The following is a 14,837-nucleotide window of genomic DNA, read 5'->3' as shown; positions in this document are numbered from 1 at the left end:
AATCCGCTCTCCGCAGCAGCTCGCGGGCCATTTGGGCATAAAAGCTCTCGTCGCAGCCGGCCAAACTGGGATCCGCCCCCGAGAGCACAAACAGGGGCACCGCCAAGCCCATCATCAGCAGGCTGAGGCCCCAAAAGGGCAGCAGATGAGGATTGCGGCGAAACCGGACAAAGGAGCTGGATCCCAGAGATCCCCTGGGGGGAGAAAAGCCTGGGCTGTTGTGACTACGCAACGCTGACGCGAAGAGGTGACTCAAAGGACGCATGGGACAAGGGAACGACAACAAGCAGCAGCCCTGCCCCAGCTTAAACTCTGCCGTGAGGGATCCGGTCTCCTCTCTTCAAGGAAGTTCCACGGATCCCTGTTCCTCCTGCACGGCGGCTAGCCCCTGAAACCACCCAAAAAATTGGTCGGCATAGGGTTGCAGAGCCGGTTCGAGAAAGTAGAAGTTCTCCCCTCGATCGGTGAACTCCCAGAACGAGGACTCCGTCCGAGTAGCGATAACAGCCGTGGTGGACTGTAGCTCTTGCCGGATGCTCTGTAGGCGCGCCAGGGGCTCGTGCTGCATATCCCAATAGATCAGCTTGGCCAAATCCTCCCGCCCACACCTGAGGAAATAGGCTGCCACCCGCACCTGGGTTTTGCGGATCCCACGCAGGGTAGTTTCCTGTTGCTCGCTTAAGGACTCCGTCCCGCTGACGCGAACGGGGTCTTGATCCAGGCGTAACAAGGCTTGCACAATGGCTTCCGTTGTTTCAGAGCCCAGAGCACAGCTCGACTGGGCCAACATTCCCAAATCGAAGCCAAAGGTTTCGGACAAGAAAAAGAGGCCCGCTCTGTAGGCAATCAGGCTGTAATAGCGAAAGTAGCCAACAATCTGCAAGACCAGAGCCGAATGGCGCTGTTGCAGGGCTGCCTCGGCCAACAAACGGTATTGCTTGAGCAGGTTGTAGCCGCTGCGGATGTCTCGCGCGTTGATGACGGCCCGCAGATAGGTATTGAAAAACTTGATCACCCACCCCGCTACCGTGAGTTGTTGGGTTTCCAGGGCGCGGATCCCCAGTTCCCGGCTGTGAATGGCCACCAGGGTGCTTGCCTGGCGCATGCCGTTTAGCCCCTCGGCAAACAAGGCTTGATACTGCCGCAGTATCTTCAGCTCCAGCCAGGATCCCTCTGCCTCAATCTGGCTCAAGAGTCCCTTATCCACCGAAGCAAAGTCTGGATCCCGCCGCAGAGCCGGGGTAAAGAGAAACCAGGCAGGGGGCAGTTGTGCTTTGTGAGCAGCATAGAAGACCCACAGAGACTTCAAGCTGTCCAAGGCTTCCAGGAGAATGCTCCCCTCCTGCTGACGGAGAGCACTGGTGGCGATGCTTTTGATTTCATCCAGAGCCGAGAGGCAGCGCTGATGAGCTGGCGAGCATTCGCCCATTGGAGAGTGCTGCTCTGTTGCTATGCCTACGGCACCCTGTATTCCTGCGCATCGCTGTTGCTGCACAACGTTGTCGTGACGAGGCCGCAGTTGCAGTGAACAACGGGAGAAATAGCCCCTCTTGGATCCGGAGTCCGATCCTGATCTCCTGGAAGCAAGGGATCCCAGGATGGCCTGCCGCACTTGCTGCTCAATGCGATGGATAATCGAAGCCGGCTGCAAAAAGTGAAACACGAAGCGAAAGTAGGGGATCAGCATCAAAAACGAAGCTGTGCCCAGCAGCAGATTCAGCCCGACGAGCAACCCTGGAGGGTGTTGCTCCGCAACGCCAACACGAACGTAAAAGCCCAGGGCTGCCGAACTCCACAAACTGACCACATTGGCCAGAATCAGGAAAAAGAAGAGGTAGAAATTGACTTTCTCGCGCAAAAACAGCTCCGTGACCTTGGGGGTGAAGCGATCCGCGCTCAACTGCACCACAATGGCCACCACCGAGAGGGTAAAGCCCAGCACCCCCGACAACACCTGAGCCAAGGTGGTTACAAATTCCTGCAAAGCTTCTGTATCCTGCGTGGATCCCGCCCGAACCAGGTTCAACCCGCTCTGGATCCAGCGGTGCCCACCCCAAGCCCAAAGCAAACCTGCCCCCACCACTGCAGCACTCCAGGGCAGAAAGCGGGGGCGACGCCCAACAAAGCCTGGATCTGTGTGTCTCTCTTTCACAATGGCCCTTCTCAGAGAGGGGGTGCCTCAATACTCGCTTAGAAGAGCTTCCACAAACTCGTAGCTGGAAAAAGGCCGCAGATCTTCTAGCCCCTCTCCGGCGCCGATAAAGCGGATGGGTAGGTTCATCTGCTGCGTAATGGCCAGGGCAATCCCCCCCTTGGCGGTGCTATCCAGCTTGGTCAGGATCACGCCGCTCAACTTGGCAGCCTCGGCAAATACCTCGGCTTGGCGCAACCCGTTTTGCCCTTGGGTGGCATCCAGCACCAGAAGGCTTTCTACTTTGGCTTCGGGAGCTTTTTTGTCAACGATGCGGCGGATCTTGGCCAGCTCGTCCATCAGGTTTTTCTTGTTTTGCAGACGGCCTGCCGTGTCCACCAACAGCAGCTCTGTGCCCCTGGCCTTGGCGGCTGTGATGGCGTCAAAGACCACTGCTGCCGGATCGGCATTGGGAGAGGGATTGGCGATCACCTCTACCCCTGCTCGCTCTGCCCAAACCTTGAGCTGCTCCACAGCAGCAGCCCGAAACGTATCAGCAGCAGCAATCAGACAGCGGTACCCAGACTCGCGGGCAACATGGGCAATTTTGCCAATGGTGGTGGTCTTGCCCGCCCCATTCACCCCGACAATCAACCAAATGTTGAGCGTGTCCCGTTGCGGCGCAAAGGTGGGATCCCCCACCGTCAACATCTGCCGCATCTGCTGCTTGAGGTATTTGACGGCCTCCTCTGGGGGCACCACCTCCTCTCGCATACGCTTTTGTAGGGCTTGGATGATCCGCTCGGTGGCGTCGATCCCCACATCGGCCTGCAGCAACAGGGCCTCAATTTCTTCCACAGCCTTCTGATCCAGGGGGCCGCGGCCTACCAGCGCTTTCAACTGGTTGATCAGGTTAAGGCGAGTTTTGCCCAAGCCTCGCCGCAGCTTTTGCAGCCAGGAGATTTCCTCAACGGAGATCTCTTCCGGTTTGCGCCCTTGGGCCGCCAGGATCTCGGCTGACCAGCGGAAGCCCTCATCGAAGACCAGCTCTTCCGGCCCAGTCTCTGGAGAAGGAGCAACCGCTGCAGTCGCCGCCTCGGGTTTGGGCTCGTCCACAGCGCTGGCTTGCAGGGCTTGGAGACGCTCAGCAGCGCGGGGAGCCAGATCGAAAAACGAGGGAGCTGCCGCCGGCTGCACAGGGGGCGATTCTGGAGATGCTGGTTCTTGTGTTGGAGTGGAGGACTGGACGGGTTCACGGGGTTCTGCTTGGGCAAGTGGGCCGGAGTCCTCAGTCGAGGCCGGTGGCTGTGGCTGGACGGATTCTGCAGGGATCCCTTCCGCTGGCGCAGGTGGGACAGAGTCCTGGGTTGCCGGTGGGGCTTGGGCAGCAGCACGGGCCTTCAGGTTGGCATAGGCGGCTTTGGCAAAAGCCAAATAGTCTTCAGGGGAGATCTCCGCCGGTTCTGTGGCTGGCGCGGGGGCTGGTGGCGAAGACTCCGCTTCACCAGGAGAGTCGGTAGAGTCGGTATAGCGGCGGCGAAACCAATCGAAGGCCATAATCCCATCTCCAGCCTGGCTGATCTTTATCCAGTTTGACAGAGCAGCCCCTTTTCTAGAGCGCAGCCTCAAGAAGCTCATCCACGCTCAACAGGGATCCCCGACCTTCGCGTTAGCGGGACAAAGTCCTTTCCAGCGTCTCCACCCGCACAAACCCAATCACCTGCAATTGGTCAGGCTCTATCTCCAGGCTGAGCACCCGCACCAGAATCCCGCTCTCTTCCAGCTCTTGCAGGTCAAACACCTCATTGAGCCCGCCCAAAAACGCTGCTGAGATCTCATCAGGAACCCGTACAGAACCGATCACAAACTCCGGATTCTCCAGCTTTAGGCTGCGCCCTTCCTCCATGCGGATCCCAGCGTTGAACACCACCTCCACTGCTCGCGTTGGCTGGACGGAGTCCTTCTGCTCGGTACCGCCGTCTTCCTCCACCAAAAGGGCAGAGAGCTGAATGCGGTTGGGATCCAAAAACTCGACGCGGGGCTGACGCAGATCGAAACGGCGAGCTTCCCTTCCCGCTCCCCCAAAAGGCAGATCGGCCCGGAGATCCTGAAACTGGCGGAGCACCTCTGGCATGTTGAGGGCAGCATTCAAGTCCTCTTCTCGCACCACCACCCGCACCGCAGCTTGCAGAGGTCGCGTCAGGCGCAAGGGAGCCCCCTGGAAAAAAGAGGGGTCAATTGCCACCGGATCGGTTTCCAGCTCCAGAAGCTCGATGCGGGGAAAGGGCGCTCGATAGAGCCCGCGACCGGCGATCAGCAGGCGATCCGCTTGGCCATTCAGCAGCCGGTAATTGGGCTGGCTTTGGATGCGCACCTCCAAAACCTCTGCCCGATCCAACTGATCCAACAGAAGCTGCCGCGCCGTCTGATCCGCCAGATAGCCCGCTCCTCCTCCCAAGCCCGCCAACAGCCCCAAGAGAACTGCCAGGATCTCCATGATCACTAACCGGATGTGCCCCAACCCAGGTTAGCAAGGGGATCCCTGGCCCACCTTGGGGATCCGGGCTAGCGCATCACCTTGAGGGGGCTGGCCTCAATGGGGCGATTGCCCATAAAGGTTTTGGCAATTTTCAGGCCATCAGCCATTATCGGGCGATTGAGCGTGGGATCATGGATGAATTTGGCCCCAGAGGCAACCGTTGGGCGTCCCTCGCCCCAGGTGTCCACGACTTTGAGAGTTGCAGCAGTAACTGGACGTCCGTCGGCATAGTAATCCACCACTTTCAGGGTCGAAGCCCCGACCGGACGATGATCAATCCCAATTTCGCTGAACTTGACAGGGCTGGGAAACACCGGTGGGCCGGATTTCTCCTCCAGCAGTACCGGCATCTGAGCAGCCCCAGAGGCTCCATCAGCAGGCAGGGGAGCCAGGTTTAGAGCATTACCCGTTTGCGTTGGCGGAAGAGCGTCCTTTCCCACAGAAGAAGCTTCTTGCTCTGGAAGCGTGCTGGAACGACCATTTGGAACGGCCATAAGAATCTCCTGAGTTGATAGAGGTGATGAACAAAACAGGACGGGAAAGGGCAGCAAGCTAGATCCAGTGGAGCGCTGCGGAAGAGGCATACCGTTGGCAAGGCTAAAGGTCGGCCTCCCCCAGTTCAAATGGGCCCAAATCTAAAGATATTCTAAACCAACTCTTCACTTCAGCCACTCCCTGGCAAAACCCAAAACGGACGGTACACTAAAGCTGGAGTGAGCTAGCAAGGTCTATGGCAGGGATCCCCTATTCCTATTGGCGCTGGGCAAGGTGGCCGGCACCGGCTCTGTGGGCGTTGCTGCTTTGGTTTGCTCCTGCAGCTCGAGCTTCTACCCTGGACGCGCCCCCATTTGACCTGAATGTTGTCCGCTCCCGTTCTCTGCCGTGGAGACATCCTCTTCTTGTTCCCGAGCAGAAGGATCCCATCCCATCCGCTCGCGTTGGCGAGACGGAGTCCTGGGCTGAAGTCGAGGTGACAGAGCCTCCTTTCCTAGAGTTCACCCTTGAAGAAAGCAACGCAGCTGTTGCCCTATTCGGCTGTGATTGCCCGGCCCACCTCAACCAGTTGCGGAGACTACGCGGTCTGCCTTTGCTGTGAAGCACAGCTCCACCAGTAGCCATCCCCGACCAAGAAACACAGGAAGTCATCAAGGCCAAAGATTGGGAGCGAGAGCCATTTCAGCCGGCCTTGGGCAGAAGGGATCCCTCTGTGCCGAGTTAGGGCAGGACAGGGAGTAGCGGCAGGATCTCAATCTCGGTGCGTTGGGTTTGTTCGGGGGATCCGGAGGGCCAAATGGAGCCGCCGGAGCCGTGGAGTGGAACGGTCTGACCGGCTGGGCTGACCATGCCGTGCTGAATGATGAGCTGGTTGAGGCGGGCAATGCGCTCCGAGACGGGGGGATGGGTGCGCAGGAACTCTGGCACAGATCCGCGGGATTGCAACTTGGCCAAAAATTGCGGCATGCCCTGCGGGTCAAACCCGGCGCGATAGGCTGCCCCCAGACCTTTTTCATCGGCGATAAACTCGTTTTCACGGCTCTGCGGGCGCCGTACTCCCAATTCCAGGGCCAGAGCGGCCAGGGTACTGTCGTTGAGCCCCAACAATTGAGCCCCAAACTGGGCAGTGGCAGCCTGCTGCAGTTGTTGCAGGCCGTGGCGTTCGCCGATGTGGGCCACCTCGTGGGCCAGCACGGCGGCAATCTGGTCGTCGTTGTCGGCGGCTGCAAGGGCACCGGTGGTGATGTAGACAAAGCCTCCCAGTGTGGCAAAGGCGTTGATGTCGGGATCTTCCACCACTTGAAAGGTGTAGGGCAGATGGGGCCGTTCGCTGTGGGCGGCCACCCGTTGGCCAATGCGGTTCACCCGCTCGACCCAGTAGGGATCCGAACTGAGGCGAAGTTGTCCCCGCGCTTTCAGTTGTCGATCGATCTGGCGGCCTAAGCTCACCTCTTGGGCATCGTTCAACTGGCTCACCTGCAGCCACTGAAGGCCATGAATCAGCAAACGGCCCAGATCTTGGGCATGGGCAGGGGATCCCATCCCAGATGCCGCAAGAATGCTGAGTAGGGCAATGGCGACCGGTCTCACCGCGCGAGAACTCCACCCCTTGGAGAGGAGAGGATCCTGTCCTGCTGGCGCGAGCAGCCTGAGGGTGTGGCGAGGTTTCAACATCAGGAATTGGCTCCATCAAGTACCCTCAAGTTAGCGATCCCGAAGCAAGATTGTCCTGCCACCCAAGCGAAACCGCTTTGCTATCAAGGGCAACCGCCGAGAGAGTTTCCCCTGGCTTGGGGGAATGGAATAGGATAGGGCTCTATATTCAGGCAGACGTTTAAGGGCGGTCATGACGGGATCCCCTACATGGAACCCTGAAATCTCCCCATCTCCAGACTCCTGGGCCACGGGCAGCGTTTACTTTCGGTCGGATGCACAAGGGATTCATCTGCACTTGCCCAGCACCTTACCTTGGGAAGAGCTTTGGGAAAACCTGGTTTGGCAGTTGCGCAGCCGCAAACCCTACTGGGCCGGGGTCGCTCCCCTCACCCTCTGGAGCCAGCAGCGAGAGCTGGACATGCCCACCCTACAACTTCTTGCTGCCCTATTGTCTCAGCATGGACTGCAACTGTGGCGCGTTCAAACTCGATCCCGCTCGACAGCGATTGCAGCAGCGACGTTGGGGTATTCTGTGGAGCAATCTTCCCTTTTGGGGGCAGTTCCCCCTGCTCCCCCAGACACCACACCTCTGTACCTACGTTCGACAGTGCGCTCTGGCATGTCCGTGCGTCACAGAGGATCCGTATTCCTGTTGGGGGATCTCAACCCCGGCGGCGAGATCGTTGCCGGAGGAGATGTTTGGGTTTGGGGACGCTTGCGGGGCCTGGTTCACGCGGGGGCCGACGGCGACAAGGGAGCTGTAATTTTGGCTTTGCAGTTGGAGCCCACTCAGTTGCGCATTGCCGATCAAGTGGCCCGTCCGCCAGAAGGCGGATCCCTGCCCAACACCCCTGAAGTGGTTTACCTACAGGAAGATGTCATCTGCATCGCCAGCCTTCAAGATTTTCTGCGGAGAGGAGTATGAGCCGAGTCATCGTCATGACCTCTGGTAAAGGTGGAGTCGGCAAAACCACCGTGACGGCCAACCTGGGCACTGCCTTGGCGCGCTTGGGTCGCTCGGTGGTGGTGGTGGATGCAGACTTTGGCCTGCGCAACCTGGACTTGCTGCTGGGGCTGGAGAATCGGGTGGTGTACACGGCCCTAGAGGTGATTGCCGGGGAGTGCCGCCTCGAGCAGGCTTTGGTGAAAGACAAGCGCACCCCCCATCTCTCGCTGTTGCCGGCAGCCCAAACCCGCAACAAAACGGCGGTGAATCCGGATCAGATGCGCCAGTTGATCGAGAAGCTGGCCAGCAGCCATGACTACGTGCTGATCGATTGTCCGGCAGGGATCGAACAAGGGTTTCGCAATGCCATTGCCGGGGCCAACGAGGCCATCATCATCACCACCCCAGAAGTGGCAGCGGTGCGGGATGCAGATCGCGTGGTGGGCTTGTTGGAAGCCGCCCAGATTTCATCGACTCAGCTCATTGTCAACCGCCTGCGCCCGGACATGGTGGCAGCCGGCCAGATGATGTCGGTGGAAGATGTGGTGGAGGTGCTGGCCATCCCGTTGGTGGGTATTATTCCAGAAGACCGCGAGGTGATCGTCTCCACCAACAAAGGGGAGCCCCTGGTTCTCTCCGCCAATCCAACTCTGGCTGCTCAGGCCATCCAGCGCATTGCCCGACGGCTAGAAGGGGAAGCGGTGGAGTTTCCCAAGCTGGCCAGCTTGAGCGAGTCTTTTTGGGAGCGGGCCAAACGGTTTTTAAACCAAAAGGTGCTCTGACAACTGTTTTGTCGTTTTTCCCCACTTTATCCAGATTGGAATGGCAATTTTGACCTGTTCACAACTTTCACAACTGAGTAACAAGGCCGGCAAAACCTATGCTCCTCGATTTTTTGGATCAGCTTTTTTCTCGGCACTCCGGCAACAGCCGCCATCAAGCCAAGCAACGGTTAAAGCTGATCTTGGCCCATGACCGCGCTGATCTCACCCCAGCGGCACTGGAATCGATGCGCCTAGAGATTTTGGGGGTGGTGTCGCGCTATGTGGAGCTAGATTCAGAGGGGATGCAGTTTCATTTGGCTACGGAAGGGGGAACGACTGCTCTCATTGCCAATCTGCCCATCCGTCGCGTTAAGCCCTTAGAGACGGGTCTCAGCCACCCGGAAGGCGAGAAAGCCTAGAAGGGGAGATTTTTGGCAGCATGTTAATTGGCCTTCATTCCAACAGGGCTCCCAATGCCAGAGTGGTCGTCAAGCTCGCTCTGTGATAGGTTGAGGTAAGTCGTGTGTACTGTAGCGAGAAGCAGGCTGAGTGTAGCTTTTGCAACTTCATGGGGCCGACACACATGAGTTAGCTCTGCGTGTTTGGGCTCATGAACTGCTGACGTGATGGGTAGAGCCCCCTTGACGATTGGAGACTTTTCAGCAGTTTGTATTGGCGTTAGCGTTGCGGAGCAACAACGACGTTAACGATGGCAGCGACGAGATTGTTAGCGTTCAGTAGCTGGAAAGGTAAGGGCTCCGTCCCGCTATTGCGTTCGGTTAAGCCTCAATATGCAAGATTCATTTGAGCTGACGATCCTGTTTACGCTAGCCCTGGTGGCCGGGATCGCTGCTCAGGTGCTGGCTAATGTTGTCAGAGTGCCCAGCATTGTTTTCCTGCTGCTGTTTGGCCTGTTGCTGGGGCCAGATGGTTTGGGCTGGGTTCATCCCCAAGTCATGGGATCCGGGCTGGAAGCGCTGGTGTCGTTGGCGGTGGCCCTGATCTTGTTTGAGGGGGGGCTGAACCTGCGGCTGCAACGCCTCAATCCGGTATCGGATAGCCTGCGCAACTTGGTTTTGTTGGGATCCCTGCTGACCCTAGTGGGGGGAGCGGCAGCAGCTCACTATCTGGGGGAGTTTCCCTGGCGGCTGGCCTTTTTATTTGGATCCCTGGTGGTGGTAACAGGGCCGACGGTGATCAACCCCATCTTGAAGCGGGTACGGGTCGATCCGGCAGTCAGCACGCTCCTGGAGGGAGAAGGGGTGCTGATCGATCCCATCGGGGCCATTCTGGCAGTGGTGGTGCTGCAGGTGGTGCTCTCCGGCCATCCCAGTTTTCTCATGGCCTTGGAACAGTTGTCCAGCCGTCTGGCCATCGGGTCGGCGGTGGGAGCGCTGGGGGGCTGGCTGATGGGATCCTTCCTGCTCTGGTCGCGGCAGTTTTTAACCGAGGAGTTGCGCAACTCGGTGGTGCTGGCAGGGGCGCTGGGGGTGTTTGCCTTGGCCCAGTCGCTGCGATCGGAGGCGGGGCTGATGGCAGTGGTGATGGCGGGCCTGGTGGTGCGGCAGAAGGCGGCCATTGCCGAGCGGGGTGTGCGGCAGTTTCACGGCCAGTTGGTGGTGTTGGCCATCTCGGTGATCTTTATTTTGCTTACCGCCACGCTCTCCCTCAAGGCGGTGTTTGCCCTGGGCTGGGGATCCCTGGCCACAGTGCTGTGCTTGATGCTGGTCATCCGCCCCTTGAGCGTGTGGCTGTGTACCTGGCGCAGCGACCTGAATTGGCGGCAGAAGCTGTTTGTGGCTTGGCTGGCTCCTCGGGGCATTGTGGCGGCTTCGGTGGCGTCCTTGTTTGCCATTTTGCTGACAGAACGCGGCATTACCGGGGGAGATGCCCTCAAGGCGCTGGTGTTTTTGACGATCTCGGTGACGGTGACGGTACAGGGGCTGACCGCGGCTTGGGTGGCCCGTTGGCTGGGTCTGGATCAGGGCAGTTCCACCATAATCATCGGCGATCATCCCCTCACCAACCAATTGGCCCAGTTGATGCGCTCGCTGAACCAGACAGTCGAGGTGATCCCACTGCTTTCTGGGGCTTCCAAAAATGGGTATGGCAGCTACGAAGCTTCCCATTCAGCGGACGCCAAAGACTCCGTTTCGCAGAAGCGTCGTGCCGCCATCGCGTCAGGGATGCGGAGCAACAGTGGTGCAGAGCAACATGGCAATGGCACCCACAAACCTGACCCGAAGCCAGAGGCTGCCCCCGGATCCCTGCAGGAGGCCGTGCTGAACGAGTCTGCTCTGTTGAAGGCTGATATCGACCATGCGGAAACCCTGTTGATCCTCACTCTGGATCCGCAGGTGAACTGGGCCATTGCCGAGTTGATGGTTAAGCTCTCGGTTTCTGCCACCATCTGGACGGTGTTGCTGCCGGATATGCCTATCTCAGAAGGGATCCGCACCTTGCAGCCTTCCTTCTCCCAACTGCAGCGCTGGGCCGGCTATCTGGAGGCCAATCGGGCCGAGCTGCGCTCGATCACCCTACCCACGTTGGCGGACTTGGGCCTACCCCTCCCCTTCTCGGCTTCGGCCCTGCCAGAGGCAAGCAACAAGGCTGTTCGCGACAGCAGGACGGAGTCCTTTGTCTTAGCAGCTCAAGAGTCGCTCCCGACAGCGCTGCCCAATCCCTTCCTGGCCCAGATGGGACTGGAGGATCCCACCCTTGAACGGCTGCGGGATCAGTTTGCCTATCGAATCAAAGCCGATCTATGCCTGCCCTTGTTGTTGGTGCGCCCGCAGCGGCTGAGGAGCGGCTCATCTCGACCGGGTCGGCTCTTCTACCTGCCTGAGCCAGACATTTGGCGACGCGGGGATCGCATCTACTACCTGGAGCGCGTTTCCAGCCCTGTGGATGCTGGTGTTCTCTCCGCCAAAGAGCCTGATTCCCAAGAATGGGATCCGTCCGCAGCCGTTCACACTCGCGTTCGCGACAGTGGTGCGGAGCACAACAGTGGGATAGAGTCTTTGTTGCCGCCCCAGTATGTTGAGGGCGTCAAGCTCCACTTTGATCTCTAACCAGCCAGCGGCCACTGGGGATGAGCGAGCACCCTTGCACCTGCTCAGGCCGACCCAGATAAACCCAAGCAAAGGTGCCGCTATCCAGTTGCACCCACTGCCGTTCGTACACCCGCGGGTGGTCTTCCAGTTCGTCCAATCGGGGCAATAGACTCAAGGGGATGCGGTAGCACTCGCCGTAGAGCCGGTTTCGGCCACGAACTGCCATCGGGTAGGGGCCGAGACTGTAAAGATCAATGTGGTTGAGGCTGTCTGTCCCCAAAAATTCTGCCCCCTGCAGCAAGCTGTGGTATTGGCCGCCCCGCAGCAGGGATCCGTAGACAAAAACCACTGTGGTCGGTTGCATAGCGTTGCGGAGTAATACAGCTGCTTCACAGTGCCTTGAAAATTAGGGAGATTGCGTCCATTTTTGGCCAATGCGCGGCTCCGACCCGGCCAGTAGGCGCTCGATGTTGCGCCGATGAGCACCGATCACATACACCCCGCCCGCCAACGCAAACAACAAATAGGGCAAAGGTTGAGCTGTTGCCCACATCACCACCGGAGCCGCCACTGCCGCCAGCAGGGAGCTGAAGGAAACGATGCGGGTGAGGGCGAGCCCCAGCAGCCAGACGCCGAAAGTTGTCAGGGCTACTGGCCAAGCCATAGCCAACAAGATCCCCAGGCTGGTGGCCACCGATTTGCCCCCCCTGAAGCCCAGCCAGCAGGAACGGCTATGGCCGATCACTGCGAACAATGCCGCCAAAACCACCCACCACGCGGATCCCAAGGCCGATCCCAGGGCAACTGCTGCTGCCCCCTTGGCAGCATCCACCAGCAACACCAGCAGGGCGGGCCCCTTGCCCAACGTCCGCAACACATTGGTTGCTCCGGTAGAGCCGGATCCCTGTTGGCGAATATCGATGCCTCCCCACCAACGACCTACCCAGTAGCCGGTCGGGATGGATCCCAGGAGATAGCCCCCCAGCGCAGCGAGAAGAGCGGTAAGGAATGCAGGCATGGCAGGATCTTGAGCGCTCCTCCCTCACTTTGCCACAGGGTCTGGGCTGCAACTGGGATCTTGCCCCGTCCGGGAGCTTTTGGCTGCTCGCGGCCTCGTCTGCAACACCGTTACGTTCGCGCCAGCGGTGCGGAGCACTTTCCCCCTGCCGTGGGCCCCGAAGAGGCGGGACAGAGTTCTCTCCACCCAATATCGAGAGTCGCTAAATATCGAGAGTCGCTAAATATCGAGAGCCGCCAGATCCAAATGGGCACTGTGGGCCTCAATAAACTCCCGTCGGGGGCCAACGGCATCTCCCATCAAGATGGTGAAAATGCGATCCGCCTCCACCGCATCTTCGATGGTGATTTGTTTGAGGGTGCGCGTTGCCGGGTTCATGGTGGTCTCCCAAAGTTGTTCAGGCATCATTTCCCCCAGACCCTTGAACCGTTGGATGGTGTACTTGGCGTTGGCAGGCAGCCCCCGCAGGATTTGGTCTTTCTCGGCGTCGCTGTAGCAGTAGCGAACATTGTTGCGACCCCACTCGATTTTGTAGAGCGGCGGACAGGCGATATAGACATAGCCCTGTTCCAGAAGCGCCTTTTGATAGCGGTAGAAAAAGGTCAGCAACAGGGTGCGAATGTGGCTGCCGTCCACGTCAGCATCGGTCATGAGGATGATGCGGTGGTAGCGCAGTTGGCTAGGATCAAATTCATCCCCTTTCACCCCCAAACCCAGCGCTGTGATCATGGCCTGAATTTCGGCGTTTTTGTAGATCTTGGCGGGATCTGCCTTTTCAATGTTGAGAATCTTGCCGCGCAGGGGCAACACCGCCTGAAACTGCCGATCCCGACCCTGTTTGGCGCTGCCGCCTGCAGAGTCGCCTTCCACCAAATACACCTCAGATTCCGCCGGGTCGCGGCAACTGCAATCGGCCAACTTCCCCGGCAGCGTGGAAGATTCCAGGGCAGATTTGCGCCGCACCAATTCTCTGGCCCGCCGGGCTGCCTCGGCAGCATTGAAGGACTGGATGGCCTTATCGACGATCCCCCTGGCCACGTTGGGGTTGAATTCCAAGTACTCCGTGAGCGCCTCGGAGACGAGGGTTTGCACAATGCCCCGCACCTCGGTGTTGCCCAACTTGGTTTTGGTTTGCCCCTCAAACTCGGGGTTGGGCACCTTGACCGAGACGATGGCCGTCAACCCCTCGCGCACATTTTCTCCGGCCAGGTTGCTGTCGGAGTCTTTCAGCTTGTTGAGCTTGCGGGCTTGACTGTTGATGGTGAGGGTAAGAGAGGTTTTCAAGCCCTCCAGGTGGGTACCCCCTTCGTTGGTGCGGATGTTGTTGGCAAAGCCGATCAAATTGTCGGTGTACACATCCGAGCACCACTGCAGCGCCACTTCCACCTCCACACCATCCCGCTCCCCTTGGATGTAGATGATGTCGGAGTGGATGGGCGTTTTTTCGTGGTTGATAAAGGCTACATATTCCCTGATGCCGCCTGCATATTGATAGGTTTCGCAGTGGGGCGGATCCCGCCGCAGATCGCTAAAGGTAATTTTCAAGCCGGCATTGAGGTAGGCCAATTCGCGAAAGCGGGCCGCCAGCAGGGCATAGTCGAACTCTCGCTCGGGAAAGATCAGCCCATCCGGCTTGAAGCGCACCTCTGTACCCCGTCGATTGGATCCCTTGGGCTGGGGTTCGGATTTCAGGGATCCCACCACCGCCCCGCGCTCGAACCGTTGAAAGTAAACCTTGCCCTCTCGCCAAACCGTCACCTCCACCCATTCGGAGAGGGCATTCACCACCGATACGCCCACGCCGTGCAGCCCGCCGGAGACCTTGTAGCCGCCACCGCCAAACTTGCCCCCCGCATGCAACACCGTCAGCACCGTAACCAGGGCCGACTGACCGGTTTTGGGGTGGATGTCCACCGGAATGCCACGGCCATTGTCCAAGACGGCTACCGAGCCGTCGGGATGCAGGCTGATCTGAATATCGTCGCAATAGCCGGCCAGGGCCTCATCAACGGAGTTGTCCACCACCTCGTACACCAAATGGTGCAACCCCTTCGGCCCGGTGGAGCCAATATACATGCCAGGCCGCTTGCGCACAGCCTCCAAGCCTTCCAAAACTTGGATCTGCTCTGCACCGTAGTTTTCCGTCATTCCCAACTCCAATTCCGAAGAAGGCTCCCGGCCAAGATCAACAGAAACCCAGAAAAATTGACCTTAAAGGCCTAGGATGAGCTTAGC

The 14,837-nt window shown here is 58.9% G+C and carries 13 protein-coding genes and 1 pseudogene; 5 read left to right on the top strand and 9 right to left on the bottom strand.

What is annotated here, in order from left to right; genetic code table 11:
- The 5 genes and pseudogenes from NW838_RS01705 to NW838_RS01685 all read right to left on the bottom strand — a co-directional run.
- Positions 1–265: pseudogene (locus tag NW838_RS01705) on the bottom strand (hypothetical protein); the annotation flags it as partial.
- 75 nt (positions 266–340) lie between these two features.
- Positions 341–2,152, bottom strand: coding sequence for a DUF2254 family protein (locus tag NW838_RS01700; RefSeq protein WP_414356171.1), 1,812 nt, complete (start codon positions 2,150–2,152; stop codon positions 341–343).
- Positions 2,153–2,179: 27 nt separating this feature from the next.
- Entirely contained in the window at positions 2,180–3,688 is a 1,509-nt protein-coding gene (ftsY, locus tag NW838_RS01695; protein ID WP_414427381.1) for a signal recognition particle-docking protein FtsY, read from the bottom strand.
- Positions 3,689–3,800: 112 nt separating this feature from the next.
- Positions 3,801–4,628, bottom strand: a complete 828-nt coding sequence (locus NW838_RS01690) for a DUF2993 domain-containing protein (protein WP_414356175.1) — start codon at positions 4,626–4,628, stop codon at positions 3,801–3,803.
- 68 nt (positions 4,629–4,696) lie between these two features.
- Positions 4,697–5,164: a hypothetical protein gene (locus NW838_RS01685; protein ID WP_414356176.1), complete on the bottom strand. Its 468-nt coding sequence runs from the start codon at positions 5,162–5,164 to the stop codon at positions 4,697–4,699.
- Positions 5,165–5,400: 236 nt separating this feature from the next.
- Between NW838_RS01685 and NW838_RS01680 the strand changes: the two genes are divergently transcribed.
- Positions 5,401–5,766, top strand: a complete 366-nt coding sequence (locus tag NW838_RS01680; RefSeq protein WP_414329642.1) for a hypothetical protein — start codon at positions 5,401–5,403, stop codon at positions 5,764–5,766.
- A 119-nt stretch (positions 5,767–5,885) separates the two neighbouring features.
- On the opposite strand, the gene NW838_RS01675 is transcribed toward NW838_RS01680, so the two are convergent.
- A complete protein-coding gene (locus tag NW838_RS01675) occupies positions 5,886–6,839 on the bottom strand; it encodes a M48 family metallopeptidase (protein ID WP_011431982.1) in 954 nt (317 codons plus the stop codon).
- A gap of 172 nt (positions 6,840–7,011) precedes the next feature.
- On the opposite strand from NW838_RS01675, the gene minC reads away from it, so the two are divergent.
- The 4 genes from minC (at position 7,012) to NW838_RS01655 (ending at position 11,602) form a co-directional block, all read left to right on the top strand.
- Positions 7,012–7,746, top strand: coding sequence for a septum site-determining protein MinC (gene minC, locus NW838_RS01670; RefSeq protein ID WP_414427380.1), 735 nt, complete (start codon positions 7,012–7,014; stop codon positions 7,744–7,746).
- A complete protein-coding gene (minD, locus tag NW838_RS01665) occupies positions 7,743–8,549 on the top strand; it encodes a septum site-determining protein MinD (protein WP_414356180.1) in 807 nt (268 codons plus the stop codon). Before minC ends, minD begins: the two co-directional genes overlap by 4 nt.
- Before the next feature lie 98 nt (positions 8,550–8,647).
- Entirely contained in the window at positions 8,648–8,950 is a 303-nt protein-coding gene (gene minE / locus NW838_RS01660) for a cell division topological specificity factor MinE (protein ID WP_414356181.1), read from the top strand.
- 372 nt (positions 8,951–9,322) lie between these two features.
- Entirely contained in the window at positions 9,323–11,602 is a 2,280-nt protein-coding gene (locus NW838_RS01655) for a cation:proton antiporter (protein ID WP_414427379.1), read from the top strand.
- Here the strand turns inward: NW838_RS01655 and NW838_RS01650 are convergent.
- The 3 genes from NW838_RS01650 to gyrB all read right to left on the bottom strand — a co-directional run bounded on the left by NW838_RS01650 (position 11,580) and on the right by gyrB (position 14,750).
- Complete coding sequence (locus NW838_RS01650; RefSeq protein ID WP_011431987.1) at positions 11,580–11,948, bottom strand: gamma-glutamylcyclotransferase; 369 nt, start codon at positions 11,946–11,948, stop codon at positions 11,580–11,582. The two genes, NW838_RS01655 and NW838_RS01650, sit on opposite strands and share 23 nt — an antisense overlap.
- A 42-nt stretch (positions 11,949–11,990) precedes the next feature.
- On the bottom strand, positions 11,991–12,602 hold the full coding sequence (gene plsY, locus NW838_RS01645; protein WP_414356184.1) for a glycerol-3-phosphate 1-O-acyltransferase PlsY: 612 nt from the start codon (positions 12,600–12,602) through the stop codon (positions 11,991–11,993).
- Between the two features lie 219 nt (positions 12,603–12,821).
- Positions 12,822–14,750 (bottom strand): DNA topoisomerase (ATP-hydrolyzing) subunit B, encoded by a 1,929-nt coding sequence (gyrB, locus tag NW838_RS01640; protein WP_414356185.1) that lies wholly within the window; start codon positions 14,748–14,750, stop codon positions 12,822–12,824.
- Between the last annotated feature and the right edge of the window lie 87 nt (positions 14,751–14,837).

This window comes from Synechococcus sp. R55.2 (genome assembly GCF_047462075.1).
Lineage (GTDB): Bacteria > Cyanobacteriota > Cyanobacteriia > Thermostichales > Thermostichaceae > Thermostichus.
This window is presented reverse-complemented; position numbering and strand designations above follow the sequence as displayed.